Raw genomic sequence first — 20,889 nt, forward strand, 5'->3', positions numbered from 1 at the left:
TGAGGTAGTCAGTTACCTAATTTTCAGGGAAAAAGTACCTGAATTTTACCCCCGATCCCTCCAATGGTCGGCACTTTTTGAGGGAAAAAAAGTCTAAAAGCCTTATCCAACAAGGTTTTTAGATTTATTCAGCAAGCCCTAACATAGCTAATTCAATCCCTTCTATTAAGTCTTTGTAAGTTCTCGCCTTCAGTTTTCTTAACATCGCTTTGACTTTTGACCAAAAGTTTTCAATAGGAGAGAATTCGGGAGAATAAGGAGGTAAATAGATGAGTCTAGCTTTTTCTTGTTCGATTATTTCTCTGACCATTTCTCCGAGATGAATCTTGGCGTTATCCATGAGCAGACAGTCTCCTTCTTTAATTTTTGGCAGCACTTCCTTCAGAATAAATCCTTCAAATGTTACCGCATCCACTGCACCGTATATATTGACTGATGCGGACAACTTTTTCTAAGCTTATAGCACTAACTATTGAAATATTTCTCCCTCTTTTTTGTGGTTTTCTTCCCCGATCTTTTTGGACAATTAAGGCTCTAGCATAGAGTCTTAATTGGGCTAAATTCACCCCCGATTCATCGATAAAAATTAGTTTTGATGCCTCAATTTTCCGCACTTGAGACCAGTATTCTACTCTTTTTTTCTGTCCCCTTTCACTTTCTTTTTCCGCCGCGTGTAGTGTTTTTTTTGAAACTGTAATTGAGTTTTTGCGTCAGCCGCCCCAGGGTGGCTCTACTGACTTTCACCCGTGTCTTTTCATACAGTAAGTCCGATAATTCTTCGAGAGTTGCATCATTGTTAGCTTCGATGATTTCTATTAAAATTATCAGTTGTTCACTATTTAACTTGGTTGGCGGACTTCCCCCTTGCCGACGAGGACGTATATCTCCTGTTTCTTTATGTTGCTTCAATAACTTCTGAATAAAGCTTTTAGCCACGTCAAATCTCTGGGTTAGTCCTCGAATAGAAATTTTTTCTTTCTTCCAGACATCGATAATTTTTTGGCGAAAATCTACGGAATATGGTCTCATAGGAAGCTGGCGAATTCTATTATTTGTCTATTTGCTCTCTATTGTACCTCATAGCTCCAAGAATTACTATATTTCCACAACAGTCCCTGACAAAATCTACTCTTGCTGTTAATAATTCCTCATCTCACTTTTGCTCTTTGCGCGCAAAAACTTCCTTGTCCACTTTCCCTACTTGTCCTCCTTGTCTTGTCTTCACAGGTTTGTAAAATACCTACACCTGTGAGCTCCCCACACCTCACCCCCTTCTCCCTTCTTCCTTCTCTCCCAATACTATCGGGACGGGGAAGAATTAATCGGGGGTAAAGAAAGAGAAATTTCGCCACCTCGATCGAATATTTCCAGATTCCATTGACCGAAACGATTACTTTCAAAAGCAATAAAACGACCGTTACCACTAATCGTCGGACGACGCACTTCTCCTAAAATATTTTCGGTGATATTTTTTGTTTGCAGAGTTTGTCGATCATAAATATAGATATCGGGTTTACCGGACTGTTCCGACACATAAACAATATAGCGACCATCGGCACTAATATCTGGTTGATCTTGATAGGTTTTTGCTTGATTTAACCCTGGTAGAGGAACTAAACGATTAGCTACTCGATCTAATAAATAAATCGTTCGTTGACCCCTGCGATCGGAGGCAAAGACCAGATAACGACCATCGTAGTTAAAACGGGGATTATCTTCAGAGGAAGGGGTATTTAAAGTATTTCCTAAAAGCTGTTGGGGAGGGGTGACAAAACCCGCATCACTACATCCCCCCAGACTGATGATATTAACCGCAAGCAAAAGTCCCAGAAGTTTAGGAAACTTGATCATCGGTCGGCACCGGGGAAGGAAGAATACAACAATTAATATCATCCAGACAAACTTTACCCCAATGCAATGCCCAACGCACCAATTCCACCCGATTATCGGTTTTTGTTTTTGTCAAGATATTACTAATATGATTATCAACGGTACGCTTACTAATCTCTAGCTTTTCCGAGATTTCTTGATTAGTTAAACCATTAGCCACCAAATCGAGTATTTCTAGCTCTCGATCGGATAATGAAGCGGCTGTTTGAAACTTCCCAGCAGACATGAGTATAATTCCTCTCGTATATCTACTTATCATTCTAGAAGAATTTTTTCCTCTAGGAATCGATAATCAGTAATCAGTGATCAGTAATTAGTGAAAATACAGCACTGTTACTGCCATTTGATGATGCACACTTAATACATACTGCTCACTGAATACTCAAAACCTGACAGGGGGACAAGCTGGCTGAAGTCCTTACAGCACAAGCTTTTTGGGGTGTTCGAGCGAAAAAGTTCGATGCAGCTCACCCCCAGTTGTTGATAAAGATTTCTAGTAAGTTCGCCCAAATCCCTGATTCTCTCGTTAGCTTTTTGGCTGAAAGCGATGTATCTGTTTGTAACTGAAGAGCCTCAAAACCTTTACGGACAATGCTTTGAGAGGGTTTGTTCCCCTGTCAGACTCAAAACTGATCACCGATCACTGATAACTGATTCAAGGCTGACGGCTGGTACTATATAATGAAAAACGCTCCTTAGTTAGATATTGAGAAAAACATGGAAGTTATCCCCGCTATTGATATTCTCGATGGCAAATGTGTGCGACTTTATCAGGGAGATTACCAACAATCGCAGGTTTTTAACGATAATCCCGCAATAGTGGCGCGAGAATGGGTCAATCACGGGGCAACCAGATTACATTTAGTTGATTTGGATGGAGCCAAAGAGGGTAAATCGGTTAATTTGTCAACTATTGAAACAATTCTTAATGATATTGCCATTCCCGTACAGGTGGGGGGTGGACTGCGGGATCTAGAAACGGTGAGTAATCTCCTAAAAATCGGGGTAGAAAAGGCGATTTTAGGGACAGTAGCCGTAGAAAAGCCGGAATTAGTCAGCGAACTTTGTCAAAGCTTTCCGGGGCAAATAATTGTCGGTATTGATGCTCGCGATGGCAAAGTAGCCACGCGGGGTTGGTTAGAAACTTCCGAGGTAGAGGCGATCGCTCTTGGTCAAGATATGGCAAAAAGAGGAGCCAGCACGATTATCTACACTGATATTCATCGAGATGGCACGCTTTCTGGCCCTAATCTCGCCGCTTTGCGAGAATTAGCCGAATCTGTCGAGATTCCCGTGATCGCCTCTGGGGGCATTAGTTCCCTGACGGACTTACTGAGTTTATTGTCTTTGGAACCTTTAGGAGTAACGGGAGTAATCGTGGGCCGCGCTCTTTATACCGGTGCAGTTAACCTCTCGGAAGCGATTAGCGCGATCGGTTCAGGCCGTTGGCAGGATGTACCCCCGAATTTTTTCGCTTAACGGACTTGTTTGAGAGTATCCACCTGTTTATTGAACATATCGGTAAATAGTCCCAAAACGGTGCGATTTTCATTGACTTTGATGTTGACACTCACGGACATCCCCGATTGCAGCGGTAGAGTGGATTGATTTTTCAAAACTAACTCTTGACTGTTCAAGCGTACCCGGACGGGGAACCGATAAAAACGGTGATTTTCGTCGGGAGGTAAAGCATCGGAACCGATCGAGATTACTTCTCCCTTAATATCGCCGTATTCACTGTAGGAAAAGGAATCAATGCGAATATCGGCTTTTTGTCCCACGCGCACAAAACCGATGTCTTGGTTAGTCACGTCCACCTCTGCCACTAAACAACCTTTAGCGGCATCTTTCACCTCGGTGGGACAGCCATCGGGAACAAGTTTTAATAATGCTTCCGCTTGACTCGGTTGGGGAACAAACCCGGGCCGGGCCTTGAGATCAAAGACCACACCATCGATGGGGGCGGTAATTTTTTGATATTTAATGGTCTGTTGTGCTTGACTAATTTGACTGTCTAGTTCGGCAATGCGCTTGTTGTTATCAATGATAATGCGACTGATTTGACTATCGATTTCAGCGATCCGTTTGTGATTGTCCGCCATTTTATCGCGCACATCTTTTTCCGTGATTACTGTGGTATTAATCAGCTTTTCTCGCGCTTGGGAGATCAACAGGAAATAACGCTTTTCTTCCTGTTCCAAACGGGAAATTTCGGCGATGCGGGTTTGTACTTCTTTCTCTTGTTTTTCTCGATCGATTTTGCCGTTAGCTTCTTGCTGCTGCAATTCATTTTGACGGTCAGTGACCGACTGTTTTTGCTTGTTAATCTGATAACGGGCGATCGCTCCTTCATCCCCCAAGGGTTCAATATCCTTAAGAATATTACGCTCGATATCCAAGCTTTCTTGGCCCTGTTTCATCGAATTGGCATTACGAGTCTTAATTTCTTCTAAGACGAAGCGATCATTGATTAATTGCGAGCGGGCATCGGCCAACTGTACCCTAGTTTGGGCCAATTGTTTTTCTAGTTGTTCCATTTCCAATCTAGCGGCCGCTTGTCGAGAATTGGCCTCCCGTCGAGCAGCCCCTAAACGAGCTAATTCATCCCCTTGTAAAGCAGAGCTAGAAGCACCTTCACTAACCTGTGCTTGATAAAGTTGATTTTCTGTCACCAAAGCGGCACGATTACGGGCTAAATCGGCGATTTCACTCGGTAATTTTAATTGAGCGATCGAACTTTCCACTGCTGCCGGTGTCAGATCCTGCGCCATTAAGAGACGATAGAATTGATTTTCCTTCTCAGCACTGGTGCGAATTTTTCTCAAGGATTCTAACTGCACTTGCGAGGCACTGGAATCCATTAAAACCAGTACATCACCTTTGTTAACTCGATCGCCGTCTTTAACTTTAACTTCCTGTACTACCCCATTCACCGGTGCTTGTACTTCTTGCACTTTGCCCTGGGGTTTAAGTTGTCCTTGAGCGCCGACCACCTGCTCGATTTTGGCGAGCGCTGACCAAATTAAAGCGGCAGTGGTGACACTCATTAATGTCCAGATAATTGTCCGCGACCAAATGGGTGATTGTTTCAGGATCACCGATTGTTCCGGTGGGCTGAAAGTGGGTAAAGAAGGGGTAATACTTTTATTTTTCGTGGTAGTAGCCACGTTTTTACCCGCTTGGGTCAGTTCATCGCTTTTAGCGTTGCCGTTGCCCTTTTGACCGTTGTTAGAATTACCGTTCATGGGGATTCTCCTATATTTAGGGTTTGCTGAAAAAGTTTTTCGTGGGTGTAGGGTGTGGGGTGTAGGGTGTGGGCTTCGGCCGTGAGCTCAGCCGAACGGGTGTGGGGTGTTGGGGTTTTGGGGTATTAGTTGAAACTTCCCCATTTCCCCATTTCCCCATTTCCCTATCCCCTATCCCCTAATCCCTGTCTCCCGACTGACTAGATTTGCGAATCCTGTTGTTTATAGAGGGTATAGTAAAGGCCTTTTTTCGCCATTAACTCCTCGTGGGTGCCTTCCTCCGCTACTGTCCCTTTATCCATCATGACAATAATATCGGCGGATTTAATCGAAGCTAAACGATGGGTAATAAAAAAGACCGTGTGATCCTTGAAAACTTCCTTGAGATTCAGAAACACTTGCCGTTCGGTATTATAGTCGAGGGCGCTGGTGGCCTCATCAAGAATGAGAATTTGCGGTCTTTGCAGGACGGAACGAGCGATCGCAACCCGTTGTCGTTGTCCCCCCGATAGGGATGCCCCCCGTTCACCGACGCGGGTATTATAGCCATTGGGCAGGGTCATAATAAATTCGTGGGCCGCCGCCGTTTTTGCTGCCGAGACAATTTCCTCCACAGTCGCATCGGGGTTAGTCAGGGCGATATTTTCCTGTACCGTACCGTCAAATAATAGGGTTTCTTGGGGAACCATGCCGATTTGACGACGCAGGGAATAGAGTTCCACTTTGTTGATATCATAGCCATCGATGAGAATCCGTCCCGATTCTGGTTCGTAGAGACGGGCCAATAGTTTAGTGATGGTACTTTTCCCAGCGCCACTTTCTCCCACCAAAGCGACAAAAGTGCCAGCGGGGAATTCTAAATTGATGTTGTATAGTTGCAGGGCGCCGTGGGGATTGAAGCGGAAAGCGAGGTTTTCGTAGGTGACAGTGCCTTTAATTAAGGGCATGGGGATATTTTGGCGATCAAGTTCCGCTTCTTGGGGAGTATCGACGATATCAGCCAATCTTTCCAGGGATAAGCCGGTTTCTTGGAAGTTTTGCCAGAGTTGGGTCAAACGCAGAATCGGCGAGGTAACGTAGGAAGAGATAATCCGGAAGGCGATTAATTGACCAAGGGTGAGTTTTCCGTCTAAAACTAAGGCCGCTCCCACCCATAGCACTAATAAACCCGATAATTGGTTAAAGAAGTGACTAAAGGAACCGGCCAAAGTTGAGGTCATTACCGTTTGAAAACCTTCGGCCACATAGCGAGCATAACGTTCTTGCCACTGCCAACGGGAACGCAATTCGATATTCTGTGCTTTCACTGTTTGGATTCCCGTCATTACCTCCACTAGATAGGATTGGGTTTCGGCGTTTCGTTCCGCTTTTGCTCGCAGTTGTCGCCGCACGATCGGTGCGAAAATAGCTGTGCAGAGAACTAAAATCGGCACGACTCCCAGGGCCCAAACGGTTAGAATCGGGCTATAGATCAACATAACCACGATGTAGATAACCGAGAAAATGGCATCTAACACCACCGTTAGGGCTGTACCTGTTAAAAACTGCCGAATATTCTCTAATTCGTTGATTCTTGTCGAAATTTCCCCCACTGGCCGCCGTTCAAAGTATTTCAGGGGTAAACGCAGCAAGTGATCGATAATTTCTGAACCGAGGGTCATGTCGATGCGGTTAGTGGTATCGACAAAAAGGGATGTCCTCAAAAAGGTTAAAATTCCCTCAAAAACGGCAATGACTAAGAGGAAAACCCCGAGGGTGTTCAAGGTTTCCGGGCTATTCTGCACGATCACTTTATCGATGATCACCTGAATCATCAAGGGATTGGCCAGGGCAAATAACTGCACGAAGAAAGAAGCGATAAAAACTTCTATTAAGACTCGTTTATGTTTCTTGACAGAGGGCCAAAACCATGATAAACCAAAACGCTGTTGCTGGGTGTGTTTGGTGGGTTTGAGCAGAATTACTTGCCCTTTTTCGTCCCAAGATTCCAGAAATTCGCTGGTTTTGCGTTTAATTATCCCCCGTTCGGGAACAGCGATCGTGGTTTCCCGTTGATTAATTTCGTAGAGGATAACGATGGTGTCTTGCCAGCGAATTAGGGCAGGAGGGTTGATATTGGGCAAGGAAGAAGCATTTAGGGGTACTAATTGGCTATCGAGTCCCACTAACTCAGCCACAGCCCCACACAGAGGTAGGGAAAGGCTGCCGGTTCTTTGCAGTTGATCCCCTAGAATGCGTTGGATCACGTCCTTGCGAAAGGGGATATTAAAATATTTGCAGAGCATCTGAAAACAGGCACTCACCGCCTCTAGTTCCGTTTTTCCCCTGAAAAAGGGATAGGATTTCCGGTTTTTCTCGACAGTTTTTTCAACGTCGATATCGCTGGTGATGTCGCTTATTCTTCCTTGGGGGATATCTAATACCTGGGTGGGTTTATTTCCCTTAATGACTTGGGTTTCCCAGATATCATCCGTTTCTGTTTCCGCAGCCGCTTCGGTTTCAACTGTCAAGAACTTGTCTAACTGGTCGGAGGAAAGACCTAATAAGCGCGTGCTAGTCGGATTATTTTGGGTGATAACTGTGCCGATAGGATAATTATCGCTATTTTCGCTGACTAACCAGAGATAATCATCGTTAATTTGGTCGTAGGACACACAAGCTTTGTTTAAAAGAGCCTGTGCAATTTCTTTCAGGTCTCCCCCACCCCAGGCCTGTTGATTGAGATAGGAGCCTAGGGTCGCATAAACTTCAGCGATCGAGGTTTGTTGAAAGAAATATTGCTTAAATTCGGGATAATTATTGATTAAAGACCAAAAATCCTCTTCTTTTAAGGTTAAACAGACAGTGACTTCCGAAGAAGCGATCACCGTTTCACAGGGGCTACCGCGCAGAAGACTCATCCACCCGAATAAATCCCCCGGCTGCAATTTAGCCAAAGTAACCGGCAGCGGATTGTTAACCCTAGCATCGTAACCCAAAAGTCTGGCCTCTCCCTCGTAGAGAAGGACGAGGTGGGAGGGTAAGCGATCGCACTTGAGTATGGCATTGCCCATCTCATAGCGAAAGGGTTGTAATTTCTGACCGAGGGAACGTCTAACCTCGACGGGCAGGCGATCAAAGGGCTGTACAGTCTCCAGAAAGGCGGTAAAATTTAAGGTGGTATAACTCATTAGCTAGGCGAAAATTAACTAAGTTGGCAAATAAGTAGGCGAAAAGACCGGGTAAACCCAGTTTTCCAAGGAATGCTATATAACCGATAACTGCTCGCTATTAACTGGGGCTTGCCCTGAGCTTTGTCGAAGGGTTGATTCGGAGATAAATTTTACTGTTTGCATTTGAGTCATTAACCATTGTTGGAATAAATCATTGCGTAAGCGTTGACGGGTGGGAGGATCGAGTTCACAGGATAAGTATTTTTCCAGCCGCACAATCACGACCCATTCTCCCACTTGCGTCGGTGGCCACACTTGCCCCGGTTTACTTGCTTTGAGAATTTGCCCGATCTGGGGATGAGGAGTGCTCAGTTCCACGGGTCCAAGCAGTCCTCCGGTTTCCGCTTCTGCTCCTTGGGAATATTTTTTGGCTAGTTCAGCGAAGCTATTTTCTCGATCCCGTATCCGGAAAAATAGTTCTTGGGCAATGCCAAGATTTTTTGTCCGAATCAGCGAATAAACCACCTTATCCAATTGATTTTTAACTTGCAAGAAGTAGGATTCTACTTTGTTATCCCAAGTCTCCTGTTTAAATTTTTCCAATTTAATGTCCCGAAGAATTAGATATTCTAGTTGTTCGGAATCCATCCCGTTTTGTTGTAACCAAGATTTCATTTGTTCATCGTTGGCAATTTGATTATTTTGATAGAAACGGGAATAGGCGGCGTTTCTTTCTTCGGGATTGCATCCGATATTGGCGATCGCTTGCTCGATAATTACTTCCCGGAATAACTGGGGTAACATACCATATTTTGCCAAAAGAGGCAATACCTCTGACTCGCTAATTTTTTGGTCGCCGATTTCAATAATTGAACTCATAATAAATACATTTTCCTCACAGAAATGTTTAAAACTATCAACTCTAGGAGCTTCTAAATTTTATTGAGGTGATTATACGTCAAAACAGCAATTTCAAGGAACTCCCCCCTATTCTAATTTGAGTTTTCCCCCGTGAAAGCCGAAAATTACAGAAATTAAACAAATAAGTCGGTCATCTTGGCGGGGATGGTGAGGGGAATTGGTTCGGCCGATCGGCCTGCCCAAAATGCTGCTCAGAAACCCCTAATTAGGGCTGGCTGAATAAATCTAAAAACCTTGTTGGCTAAGACTTTTAGACTTTTTTGAGCTCCAAAAGTGCCAGGCCTAGGAGTGATCAGGGGGGGGGAAATTCAGGTACTTTTTCCCTGAAAATCGGTAAACCCCCACACCCTGCCGCCAGGAAAGACTGTTTCAGCCAACCCTAATTGTGCCTCTAATTGACTAGAATAGACTTCTTGCAGAAATTGGGGAAGGGGGAAAGGGGAAATTTTAACCCTTAACCCTATATTCTATAATATGCAACCCTTTTACCTGCATTTGCGGAAAATTTTTTGATTTATGCAAGAGTTCTAATGATAAGATATTAGGTATGGCTGCCTTGGAGAGGTGGCAGAGTGGTTGATCGCGCTCGACTTGAAATCGAGTAACCAGCAATGGTTCGTGGGTTCAAATCCCACCCTCTCCGTACTCAACCAATCAAATTCGGACTCCGGTTGCCCGATTGTTCGTAGAGAGGGGAAAATAAAATATACTAGGCTAAAAGGATAATATTGAGGCAGTAGCCCCCCGGCATGGTTTTTTGGAAAAGATTGTTTAATAGCTCGGAAGTCACTGCACCACCTGACTATTCGGGAGACTTGGTAGAGGTTGCCCAGAATGACCTCGGACAGACGCGAGTGTTTTTTAGTACCGATCGAGAGCTAGATCTATATGAGTTAGAAGAACTTTGTGACTCGGTGGGTTGGGCCCGTCGTCCTTTACGGAAAGTTAAAAAGGCGATCGAATGTAGTTTTTTAGTGGTGTCGATGTGGGAAGTGCGAGGTAATCGCCGTCGTTTAGTGGGTTTTGCTCGTGCCACTTCCGATCACGCTTTTAATGCTACAGTCTGGGATGTGGTTGTTCATCCTCACTATCAAAGTAAAGGCTTTGGTAAAGCATTAATGAAATTTATGATTAGGAAGTTGCGGGGTGAGGATATCAGTAATATAACTCTTTTCGCCGATCCGCAGGTGGTGGATTTCTATCGTCGTCTCGGTTTTGTTCTCGATCCCGAAGGTATCAAAGGGATGTTTTGGTATCCCGATTAATAATGCGGCTCTTAGGCTATACTAAAAAAGGAGTTTATTTCGGGATGTAGCGCAGCTTGGTAGCGCGCCTGCTTTGGGAGCAGGATGCCGCAGGTTCAAATCCTGTCATCCCGACTTGAGAAAAAATTCTTAAAATCTTAACTTTGTCTCCTTTCCGGTTGACAAAAAAGGCTGCCTTCTTTTATTGCCAAACGGAGGTGAGTTAGCCAGAAAATTAGGGAGTTTGGGGAGAGAAGCAGGAGATTTTTGTGGTATAACAAGGGTTTTTCTCTAGAAAAATTGCCCTTGCCTCCCCGTGTCTCCCACTGCTCCTTGTAATATCTCCACAGACGATTATTCTTCTTCGTAATCCTCCTCGAAATCGTCCTCTCCCCCTTCCTCATCGACTTCTGACCAGCTGTCGCTGATGGGTTGGCGACTAAAGCGACTGCTGCCGCGGGAAGATAGGAAAGCCATCTCATCATCCTCTAAATCGACCACATCACCCTCAGCGTAGGCGCGAGCGGTCTGATCGTCAAGAATCATATCGCTATCGTCACTACTATCGCCGAAACCGGGACGAGGGGGGAAACCGATACCGCCGGGGGCAGCGTAATAACCACGATTGTTGTTGTAGTTATATTCCTCCTCTGGGGGGGTGTAATCGCTGATCCCCGCCATGTTTTCGTGGGCATTGAAGCCAGTACCCGCCGGAATCAGACGACCGATAATCACGTTTTCCTTGAGACCGCGTAACCAGTCGGACTTGCCTTCGATCGCTGCTTCGGTGAGGACGCGGGTGGTTTCTTGGAAGGAGGCGGCACTGATAAAGCTATCGGTATTCAGGGAAGCTTTGGTGATCCCCAGTAGTACGGGCGTATATTTAGCCGCCGCCCCACCAGTGATCGACATGGCTTCATTTACCGTCTCCACCTGTCGCAGTTCCAACAATTCCCCGGGCAACATACTGGTGTCGCCACCGTCATCGATCCGCACCTTAGAGGTCATCTGACGCACGATCACTTCGATGTGTTTATCGGCAATATCGATCCCTTGGGATTGGTAAACCGACTGTACCTGATCAACGAGGAACATCTGGGTTTTTTCCAAGGCTTTCAGGGCCGCTTCGTAACTGCCCAGGCTATCCACATAATAATTAAAGAACACCTCTAAAATCTCGTGGGGATTAGCCTGACCATCGGTTAACGCCTGACCCACATCAATACGCTGATTATCGCTCACCAGAGGGTTTTGACTGCCTAAAAGCGGATATTCACTGATCGTGCCGTCATCCTCGACCACCTTAATATCGACAATCTCAGAATCTTGGTACTCCACTTGACAAACTCCCGGTTTGCGTGCTAAGACACAGGCCTCTTTCGGTTTACGCGCTTCGAGCAGTTCTTCGATTCTCGGTAAACCTTGAATGATATCCCCGGTTTTTGAGCGCTCAAACACCAACAGCACCAAATTATCGCCCCGTTGGACTAAATCCCCCTCATCGATGTGCAGAATGGCCCCGGCCGATACTCGGTAGGGTCGGGCGCTACGCAGACGGATTTCGTAGCCAGTGGCAGTTTGGTCAACGGCCAGCACTTGACCGGAATTGGGGGCTAAAACTCCGGCACCGATCTCGGTTTCGGCGATTACCAGATCCCCGGCCTTGACGGTGGGAGCAACAGCCTTGCCCTGAGCTACGTCGAAGGGGAGCGGGAGAGTAAACTCGTCACGGTCACTAACAATTAAAAGACGGCGTACCGCTTCGCTACCCTTGCGAATCCCGCGAATTTCTCCAACTTCCTTACACTGGATCTCGGTTCTGGCCACCACTGCCCCCGGTGGAATTTCATCGCCATCTTGGACGAGAACGCGGGTCTGAATATTACCCCCCAAAGGATCATTATCACTATCCCGACGCAGCACCAGAGATTCAAGAATGACTAACTGTAAACGCTGACAATCCCTGTCCTCAATCGGTTCTAACTCGATATCTGCCGTCAGATGGGAGACCGATTCTGGTTCTTCGCTAGAAATTTCTAGGACTAATTGGGTGCTGATCAGTTGACAACCCTCGACGGATTTAACTCTTTCCCCGTCTTTAAAGAAAATGCGCTGTACCGATCGCAGTTCGATATGTCGTCCTCCTTCTTGGTTAGCGGAACCTTGGGTGGGAGAAGTGGATTGGTCTTGTACGGTGAACTCCTGTACTGGTCGCAGTAGTAAACCCAAACCCTCGTTAGTTTCCACCCATTCCGCTTGCCGTAACTCCTCGATCGTGACTTCGGGGGTTAACTGTGTCCCGGGGTAAATTAACTGTTCTTGGGCAATTCCGGAGGATTCCGGTTCGAGATCCATAAATAACAGCCCCGGTTTGACAATGATCTCCCGGAGGATGTCATTTTTCTGGATGACTTCCACCACACCGCTAGAGTTACAGAAGATGTCTTTAACCACTTCTTCCCCTGCTTCCACATACTGCCCATCTTCCACCTGTAAGAGGGAGATATCTTTATTGACTTCGTGGGTTTCTTCGGGAATCCAGAGGATCGTGCCGCCTTTGGTGATTTCATAACCCTGTTTACGGCTGCCTTTGGCGACTTCAATATCGACATATTTAATCATGCCGCCGGTGTGGGTTTGATAGCGATCATCGATTAACTCGGCGACAATGGCATGATTCTGTACTTTTGTCCCCGGAGTGGTTTTCAGTAGGAAGCTTTGACCATCTCCCGTATGAATAATAAACTGTTCCCGACCGGCACTACTTTCTACTTTTACTTCGGCCTGATCCAAAGACACGGAAGCGGTGACGATATCGATTTCCCGGCTATTGGGGGCTAAACGCACCAAACCGCCGTTAGTGGATACTAACTTAGTTTCCGCTAAAACATCTCCCACTTGTACTTGATCGCCGTTACTGACCACGGGTTCGGCCCCGGTTGGCAGGTTATACACTTCTCCGGAAAGAATCCATAGTAATCCCCCCCGTTGGGCGATGCGGGTGGTGTTGCCTTGGCGATCGGTTTTTTCCTCTGGGACTAATTGGGAGAATAGCACCTCGCCAGCTAAGTCACTGGTTACGTCTTTTGTGGCTTTTTCCGTGGATTTTTGGACTTTATCGGAGGTAATTTCCGCTAGTAACTGTTCCTCGCTTACTGTTTCCCCATCGGTGACGAATAGCAGCGAACCAGGAGTCAAAGAGTAGGTGACAGTTTCTTTAGTTTTATCCTTGGGTGTTAATTTAATTTCCCCTGGGGCCTCCACCTGATCCCGTTCATCCCCGTGGCGAGTTCGCACGTTACGGATACTTAACCCCGGCAGAAAACGCACGGTTCCCTCGAAGGGACTTCGCACTTGCCGGGCTACTTCTCCGGTAAATACGCCCCCGGTGTGGAAGGTACGCATGGTTAACTGAGTCCCCGGTTCCCCGATCGATTGGGCGGCAATAATTCCCACTGCTTCCCCCATATCTACCGGATGACCGTGGGCCAGACTCCAACCGTAACAGGTTTGGCAAACCGAGCGGGCTGCTTCACAGGTTAAGGGGCTGCGGACTTTGATTTTATCCACCAGTTTGCCCAGTTTTTCCGCCGTTTCATCATCGATAATCTGGTTGCGGGTGGCGATCACTTCTCCATTGACCACCACATCTTCAGCCAGGGAACGACCTAATAGGCGATCGCTTAAGGGAATTAACACGCGATCGCCATCGGTCATGGCGGTTAATTCGATGTAACGATTGGTGCCACAATCGGCCTCGCGGACGATGACATCTTGGGACACATCGACGAGACGACGGGTCAGATAACCGGAATCTGCCGTCCGTAGGGCTGTATCAACTAAACCTTTGCGGGCCCCGTAGGAGGAAATAACGTATTCGGTAACGGTCAATCCTTCCCGGAAGTTAGTCTTAATCGGGAGGTCGATAATTTCCCCCTGGGGATTAGCCATTAATCCCCGCATTCCCACTAACTGACGCACTTGGCTCATATTACCCCGCGCTCCAGAGAAAGCCATCATATAGACGGAGTTGAGGGGATCGGTAACTTGGAAGTTGCGAATTACTTCATCCTTAAGTGATTCAGATGTACTATTCCAAGTGTCAATTACTTTTTGGAAGCGTTCCACTTCGGTGATTTCCCCGCGCACATAACGCTGTTCGGTTTGCCGGATTTCCTGTTCGGCACTTTCGATCATTTGTCGTTTAGCCGGCGGTACGGTTAAATCATCCACACTAATGGAAACCCCTGCTTTGGTAGCGAAACGAAAACCGAGGTTTTTCAATTCATCGGCCATTTGTGAACAGCGCGCCGAACCGTAGTTTTGATAGGCCCAAGCGATCAGTTTTTTTAGTTTTCCTTTGTCAACAGTTTGGTTATAAAACATCTCGATCCGGGTAACAAGTAAACAGCTATTAGCTATCAGCATTCAGCATTCAGCTATCAGTTAGAAAAGGGAACAGGAAACAGGGAATAGGGAACGGGGAATAGGCAAATTTTTACTTTACTGTCCTTTTTTTTGGCTTTTTCCTTGAAAATTCTCTCCTGTCTCCTGACTGGAAAGAGGGTGTAGGGTGTGGGCTTCGGCCGTGAGCTCAGCCGAACGGGTGTGGGGTGTGGGGAAAGAAACCTCTTTCATCTCTGGTGGTGAAAATTTTTTCATCGGGACTGACTCCTGACTTCTCACTGATAACTGATAACTGATAACTGAAATTACACTTCCGATTCTTCTTCCTCAAGGTCTTCCGTGGTTAAGGATTCGTAGGTGGGGCGAGAGGGGGCGCGACGGCCGACATCGACCATCAGATCCACCTCCACATCGCGGGAAGTACCATCGGGGGCATTTTCCACCTTGTGAACGGCGATATCGAGGCCGAGGGATTGCAATTCTCGCATCAAAACCTTAAAGGATTCTGGCGTACCTGGGCGGGGGATCGGCTTGCCTTTTACGATCGCATTTAAAGCCTCGTTCCGTCCTTGCATATCATCGGACTTCACCGTTAGCAATTCCTGCAAGGTATAGGCCGCCCCGTAGGCCTCCAGGGCCCAGACTTCCATTTCTCCGAAGCGCTGGCCTCCCTGTTGAGCTTTACCGCCCAAGGGTTGCTGAGTAACCAAGGAGTAGGGACCGGTAGAACGGGCGTGAATCTTATCATCAACTAGGTGAACCAGTTTTAACATATAGGCCATACCGACGGTAACGGGACGGTCAAAGGGTTCGCCGGTGCGACCATCATAGACGGTGACTTTGCCGGCGTGTTCCTCCTTGAACACCCAATCGCGATTGGGTTTTTTCGAGGCATTTTCTAGCAATCCGTGGACGGTTAAACGGCTGGCTTCTTCCCCGTACATTTCGTCAAAGGGAGTAATCTTAAAGCGCACGCCCAGATTTTCCCCGGCCCAACCCAGTAAACATTCAAACACCTGACCGACGTTCATGCGACTGGGAACCCCTAGGGGATTGAGAACGATATCGACGGGACGACCATCGGGGAGGTAGGGCATATCTTCCAGGGGCAGAATCCGAGAAATAATCCCTTTATTGCCGTGACGACCCGCCATTTTATCGCCCACTTGGATTTTGCGTTTTTGGGCAACATAGACCCGCACCACCATATTGGCTCCGGGGGGCAATTCATCCCCCTGTTCGCGGGTAAATACCCGCACATCTACTACCCGGCCTTTTTCGCCGTTGGGGACGCGCAGGGAGTTATCGCGTACATCCCGTGCCTTTTCGCCGAAAATTGCCCGCAGTAGTTTTTCTTCAGGAGGTTGGTCTGATTCGCCTTTCGGGGTGACTTTCCCGACGAGGATATCGCTGGCTTCTACCCAGGCACCGACGCGAATAATGCCGCGTTCATCGAGGTTTCGCAGGGCATCTTCACCGACGTTAGGAATTTCCCTGGTGATTTCCTCAGGTCCGAGTTTAGTTTGACGGGCTTCGATTTCGTATTTTTCGATGTGGATACTGGTATAGACATCTTGAGCCACCAGTCTTTCACTGATTAAAATCGCGTCTTCGTAGTTATAGCCTTCCCAGGGCATATAGGCGACGAGGATATTCTGGCCGAGGGCGATTTCTCCTCCTTCGGTGGCGGAACCATCGGCGAGGATCTGCCCGGGGACAACCTGTTCCCCTTGATAGACCAAAGGACGCTGATTTAAGCAGGTATCTTGGTTAGAGCGTTGATATTTTTGAATTTCGTACTCGATCTCGCTCTTGCCGAAAATCTCTTTGTCTTCATCCGCCACTTTGATGCGAATCCGGTTAGCATCGACGTAGGAAACGACCCCATTGGTACGCGAGACGATGACCATGCCGGAGTCGCGAGCAGCCTGTGCTTCCAATCCCGTTCCCACAAGGGGACGTTCGGGACGCAGCAGGGGAACTGCTTGTCGTTGCATATTAGACCCCATAAGGGCGCGGTTAGCGTCGTCGTGTTCGAGGAAGGGAATCAGGGAAGTGGCCACCGAGACAATTTGCACGGGGGAAACGCAAACGTAGTCCACTTGTTCGGGGGAAGTGGTGGAGAATTCCTGCCGATAGCGCACTGGGATAGTTTCGCCGAGGATATAACCATTTTCATCGGTGGCCACGTCTCCCGGTGCTACCCGGAGATCGTCTTCTTCGTCAGCGGTGAGGTATTTAACGGGGAGATCGTAGCGGACTCGGCCATTTTCCACCACATAACAGGGGGTTTCAATAAAACCGTAGTCGTTGACGCGGGCGTAGGTGGCCAGGGAACCGATTAAACCGGCGTTGGGACCTTCTGGGGTTTCCACCGGACAAATGCGACCGTGGTGGGAGGGGTGGATGTCGCGCACTGCAAAACCGGCCCGTTCCCGGGTGAGACCGCCGGGGCCAAGGGCGGAAATGCGGCGTTTATGGGTCAATTCCGCTAGGGGGTTGGTTTGATCCATGAACTGGGAGAGTTGCGAGGAACCAAAGAATTCTTTAATCGCCGCTACTAGGGGTTTCGGGTTGACTAGGGAAGCGGGGGTGAGGTTTTGGGATTCGCTGACGGTCATCCGTTCCCGAATGATTCTTTCTAAGCGGTTTAAACCTACTCGCACTTGGTTTTGTAGCAGTTCACCCACGGAACGGACGCGACGGTTGCCGAGGTGGTCGATGTCGTCGGTGTTGCCGATGTCAAATTCGAGGTTAATTAGGTAGTCGATCGCCGCTAAGATGTCGGTGGTGGTGAGAACGCGCTGGTTATCAGGGACGTTGAGGCGTAGTTTTTTGTTGAGTTTATAACGACCAACGCGACCGAGATCGTAGCGTTTATTGTCAAAAAAGCGCGATTCGAGCAGTTGTTGTCCGCCGGTGACGGTGGGAGGTTCTCCGGGGCGTAGTTTGCGGTACAGGTCGAGGAGGGACTCTTCTTCGCTGGGATTGCCTTCTTTGTCGAGGGTTTTTTGGTAAAATTCGGGATGGCGTAGGGAGTCAAAGATTTCGTTATCGCTCAATCCGATCGCTTTCAGGAGAACTTGGGCGGATAATTTGCGAGTTTTGTCGATTCTGACCCAGACTAAGCCGTTTTTGTCGGTTTCAAATTTTAACCAAGCTCCTCGGTTGGGAATCAGGGAAGCGGAGTAGGTACGGCGACCGTTTTTGTCGATTTCGGCTTTGTAGTAAACGCCGGGGGAACGGACGATCTGATTGACGATGACTCGTTCGGCCCCGTTAATGATAAAGGTTCCCCGTTCGGTCATCAGGGGTAAATCGCCGATAAAGACTTCCTGTTCGATGTTTTCTCCCGTTTCTTTGTTGATTAAACGGGTGGGAACGTACATCTGAACGGAATAGCTGCTATCGCGTCGTTTGGCCTCATCGACGTTGTATTTCGGTTCTTTGAGTCTGTAGTCCTGGCCGAGGAAATGTAGTTCTAATTTACCTGTATAGTCGCTGATGGGGGAAAAGCTATTCAGTTCCTCGATTAGTCCTTCTTCCAAAAACCACCGAAAACTGGAGTGTTGGATTTCGATGAGGTCGGGTAAGAGGTTAAAGGTAAGATTGTTCATAGGGTTACAAGGGCTGATGACACGATAGCGACGGTCGGGAATTGCTCTCGGAGATCGGGGTTTTTAGGGGTTGGGTGTTGGGGTTTTAGGGTGTTGGGGTTTTAGGGTGTTGGGGTTTTAGGGTTTTAGTTGAATTCCCCCATTTCCCCATTTCCCCATTTCCCCGTCCCCTGCTCTGTGCTAATAAACTATGTTTTTTAACTGGGGAGTTGAAATAAGTTGCGGGCGTTCTGGGTGGTTTGTTCGGCTAGGGTTTCGACCGGATAGCCGCGCAGACGGGCGACGGTTTCGGCCACATGGAAGACGAAAGAGGGTTCACAGGGTTTACCGCGGTGGGGATTGGGGGAGAGAAAGGGGCAATCGGTTTCGATCAGTAGGCGATCGCTGGGGACAATTTGGGCGGCAGCTTGCACGGTTTTACTGTTTTTGAAGGTGACAATGCCGCTAAAGCTGATGTAAAAACCCAAATCTAAAAACCATTGAGTTTCTTCGGGGTTGCCAGTCCAGCAGTGCATCACACCGCCAATTTTGCCCACTTGTTGCCGAAAGGCGCTGATTTCCTCCCGCATTGCCTTGGCCGCATCTCGACAATGGATAATCACGGGTTTATCGAGACGATGGGCGATTTCTAATTGCGTCCAAAAGACTTGTTTTTGCTGCTCTTGGTTATCCGCTTTATAGAAGTCTAAACCCATTTCCCCGATCGCCACAACGCGCCGATCAGATCGGGCTAGGGATTCGATCTGATCGGCACTATTATCTCGCCATTTTTGGGCATCTAGGGGATGTAAACCGACGGCTAAGGAAATTTCCTCGAATTGATCAGCAATGGCTTTAATCGTCGCAAATTCATCTGGTCTGACACAGGAGTGAACCAGATGAACGACTCCCACACTTCGCCAACGTTCGGAGATAGCGGGCAAGTCGGCTTGCAAAACGTCAAAGTTCAGATGAACGTGCGTATCTATTAATTGCATCGACCCCCGATCGCTTGTTGCGTCTGTCCTGATTACAGCTTACTCGTTTCTTAGGAAGCTTGGCTAACTTTTTGCAAAGCTTTGGCTAAACCAGCTTTTTTTCTTGCACCGTTGTTCCGGTGCAAGACGTTGCGCTTGACGGCTTTATCGATTTTACTGTAAGCTTCTGATAGAGCTTGTTGGGCGCTTTCTAGCCCTTCTGGGCTGGGGTTGGCTCCGTAGGCCGAGACAGCGACAAGACATTTTTTGATCAGGGTTCTTACGGCTGACTTGTACGCTTTGTTGCGTAGACGATTTCTTTCGGAGATTTGGACTCGTTTGAGTGCAGACTTTGTATTAGCCACAGTCGTTTCTTGTTCTCAATACTGGTATGGTTAATCGGGACACAGACAAACCATAATAACAGATTTGTGCTATTTGTTGCAAGAGTTTTCTGGACAAGATTGGGGCAACCCCAGAGACGGGGAAGGATTGAGGGTTAAGGGGACTGCCAAACCTAAATTCACGTTCAGGGGATTTTGCCGTGACTGTGCCGATAACTATGGCCAAACTTGTCCTGAGGGGCTAAAGTGTGCTATAAGCAGTCAGACCCTGAAAGGGTCTTTATTCTTTCCGATTAGGTAAATTACTGATGACTGAAGCTAAACGCGCCCTCATTACCGGCATCACCGGTCAAGATGGTTCCTATCTGAGCGAATTATTATTAGAAAAAGGTTACGAAGTCCACGGTATCATCCGTCGTACTTCAACTTTTAACACCGATCGCATTGATCATATCTACATTGACCCCCACCAGCCGGATGCTAAATTATTTCTTCACTATGGCGACCTCACCGACGGGACGACCCTGCGGCGTATCCTCGAACAAGTGCAACCGGTAGAAGTATATAATTTAGGGGCCCAATCCCACGTGCGAGTTAGTTTTGATGCTCCAGAATACACCGTTGATGCTGTGGGTGTGGGGGTCTTAAGATTACTAGAAGCAATTCGGGATTATCAAAAAAGAACCGGCATCGAAGTGCGTTTCTATCAAGCAGGTTCCTCGGAAATGTTCGGGAAAGTCATGGAAGTTCCCCAAAAAGAAACCACGCCATTTTATCCCCGCAGTCCCTACGCTTGTGCGAAAGTTTATGGTCACTGGCAAACAATCAACTATCGGGAATCCTACGACTTATTTGCCTGTAACGGCATTTTATTTAACCATGAATCCCCCCGGCGCGGAGAAACTTTTGTCACGCGCAAAATTACCCGCGCCTTGGCCCGAATTATTGCCGGACAACAGAAAAAACTCTATCTAGGAAATCTCGATTCTAAAAGGGATTGGGGTTATGCTAAGGACTATGTGCGGGCGATGTGGTTAATGTTACAACAGGAAGAACCAGATGATTATGTGGTGGCGACCAATGAAACCTATTCTATCCGGGAGTTTCTCGATA

General features: G+C 47.5%; 13 protein-coding genes, 2 tRNA genes and 1 pseudogene. 5 read left to right on the forward strand and 11 right to left on the reverse strand.

The window, feature by feature from the left end:
- Positions 1 to 124: 124 nt before the first annotated feature.
- The 3 genes and pseudogenes from ACOCD9_RS08820 to ACOCD9_RS08830 all read right to left on the reverse strand — a co-directional run bounded on the left by ACOCD9_RS08820 (position 125) and on the right by ACOCD9_RS08830 (position 2,116).
- Positions 125 to 1,029: pseudogene (locus ACOCD9_RS08820) on the reverse strand (IS630 family transposase).
- Between the two features lie 270 nt (positions 1,030 to 1,299).
- On the reverse strand, positions 1,300 to 1,851 hold the full coding sequence (locus ACOCD9_RS08825; protein ID WP_419547125.1) for a TolB family protein: 552 nt from the start codon (positions 1,849 to 1,851) through the stop codon (positions 1,300 to 1,302).
- Positions 1,835 to 2,116, reverse strand: a complete 282-nt coding sequence (locus tag ACOCD9_RS08830) for a helix-turn-helix domain-containing protein (RefSeq protein ID WP_002754772.1) — start codon at positions 2,114 to 2,116, stop codon at positions 1,835 to 1,837. The genes ACOCD9_RS08825 and ACOCD9_RS08830 overlap by 17 nt, the downstream gene beginning before the upstream one ends.
- 491 nt (positions 2,117 to 2,607) lie before the next feature.
- Here ACOCD9_RS08830 and hisA point away from each other — a divergent pair, with 491 nt between their 5' ends.
- Positions 2,608 to 3,369, forward strand: coding sequence for a 1-(5-phosphoribosyl)-5-[(5-phosphoribosylamino)methylideneamino]imidazole-4-carboxamide isomerase (hisA, locus tag ACOCD9_RS08835; RefSeq protein ID WP_287702704.1), 762 nt, complete (start codon positions 2,608 to 2,610; stop codon positions 3,367 to 3,369).
- Here the strand turns inward: hisA and ACOCD9_RS08840 are convergent.
- The 3 genes from ACOCD9_RS08840 to ACOCD9_RS08850 form a co-directional block, all read right to left on the reverse strand.
- The gene (locus ACOCD9_RS08840) at positions 3,366 to 5,135 is read right to left on the reverse strand and encodes an HlyD family efflux transporter periplasmic adaptor subunit (protein WP_287702702.1); all 1,770 of its coding nucleotides are present in this window, start codon (positions 5,133 to 5,135) and stop codon (positions 3,366 to 3,368) included. The genes hisA and ACOCD9_RS08840 overlap by 4 nt on opposite strands.
- 200 nt (positions 5,136 to 5,335) lie before the next feature.
- The gene (locus ACOCD9_RS08845; protein ID WP_287702700.1) at positions 5,336 to 8,305 is read right to left on the reverse strand and encodes a peptidase domain-containing ABC transporter; all 2,970 of its coding nucleotides are present in this window, start codon (positions 8,303 to 8,305) and stop codon (positions 5,336 to 5,338) included.
- A gap of 75 nt (positions 8,306 to 8,380) precedes the next feature.
- On the reverse strand, positions 8,381 to 9,166 hold the full coding sequence (locus ACOCD9_RS08850) for a peptidylprolyl isomerase (protein WP_287702698.1): 786 nt from the start codon (positions 9,164 to 9,166) through the stop codon (positions 8,381 to 8,383).
- A gap of 600 nt (positions 9,167 to 9,766) precedes the next feature.
- On the opposite strand from ACOCD9_RS08850, the gene ACOCD9_RS08855 reads away from it, so the two are divergent.
- The 3 genes from ACOCD9_RS08855 to ACOCD9_RS08865 all read left to right on the forward strand — a co-directional run bounded on the left by ACOCD9_RS08855 (position 9,767) and on the right by ACOCD9_RS08865 (position 10,587).
- Positions 9,767 to 9,851: transfer RNA gene (locus tag ACOCD9_RS08855), tRNA-Ser, on the forward strand.
- 106 nt (positions 9,852 to 9,957) lie between these two features.
- The gene (locus tag ACOCD9_RS08860; RefSeq protein ID WP_045359889.1) at positions 9,958 to 10,473 is read left to right on the forward strand and encodes a GNAT family N-acetyltransferase; all 516 of its coding nucleotides are present in this window, start codon (positions 9,958 to 9,960) and stop codon (positions 10,471 to 10,473) included.
- A 40-nt stretch (positions 10,474 to 10,513) separates the two neighbouring features.
- Positions 10,514 to 10,587 (forward strand) — tRNA-Pro (locus tag ACOCD9_RS08865).
- Between the two features lie 219 nt (positions 10,588 to 10,806).
- Here ACOCD9_RS08865 and ACOCD9_RS08870 read toward each other — a convergent pair.
- The 5 genes from ACOCD9_RS08870 to rpsT form a co-directional block, all read right to left on the reverse strand.
- A complete protein-coding gene (locus tag ACOCD9_RS08870) occupies positions 10,807 to 14,838 on the reverse strand; it encodes a DNA-directed RNA polymerase subunit beta' (RefSeq protein WP_419547134.1) in 4,032 nt (1,343 codons plus the stop codon).
- A 117-nt stretch (positions 14,839 to 14,955) separates the two neighbouring features.
- The gene (locus tag ACOCD9_RS08875; protein WP_287702695.1) at positions 14,956 to 15,114 is read right to left on the reverse strand and encodes a hypothetical protein; all 159 of its coding nucleotides are present in this window, start codon (positions 15,112 to 15,114) and stop codon (positions 14,956 to 14,958) included.
- Positions 15,115 to 15,164: 50 nt separating this feature from the next.
- A complete protein-coding gene (rpoB, locus tag ACOCD9_RS08880; RefSeq protein WP_419547128.1) occupies positions 15,165 to 18,476 on the reverse strand; it encodes a DNA-directed RNA polymerase subunit beta in 3,312 nt (1,103 codons plus the stop codon).
- Between the two features lie 197 nt (positions 18,477 to 18,673).
- Positions 18,674 to 19,453, reverse strand: coding sequence for a TatD family hydrolase (locus ACOCD9_RS08885; RefSeq protein WP_419547130.1), 780 nt, complete (start codon positions 19,451 to 19,453; stop codon positions 18,674 to 18,676).
- Positions 19,454 to 19,503: 50 nt separating this feature from the next.
- The gene (rpsT, locus tag ACOCD9_RS08890; RefSeq protein WP_002737368.1) at positions 19,504 to 19,797 is read right to left on the reverse strand and encodes a 30S ribosomal protein S20; all 294 of its coding nucleotides are present in this window, start codon (positions 19,795 to 19,797) and stop codon (positions 19,504 to 19,506) included.
- A gap of 287 nt (positions 19,798 to 20,084) precedes the next feature.
- Between rpsT and gmd the strand changes: the two genes are divergently transcribed.
- Positions 20,085 to 20,889 (forward strand): GDP-mannose 4,6-dehydratase (gene gmd, locus ACOCD9_RS08895; RefSeq protein ID WP_419547132.1); only part of this gene is annotated, 805 nt, incomplete at its 3' end.

The sequence above is a fragment of the Microcystis sp. genome, from assembly GCF_048564745.1.
Lineage (GTDB): Bacteria > Cyanobacteriota > Cyanobacteriia > Cyanobacteriales > Microcystaceae > Microcystis > Microcystis ichthyoblabe_A.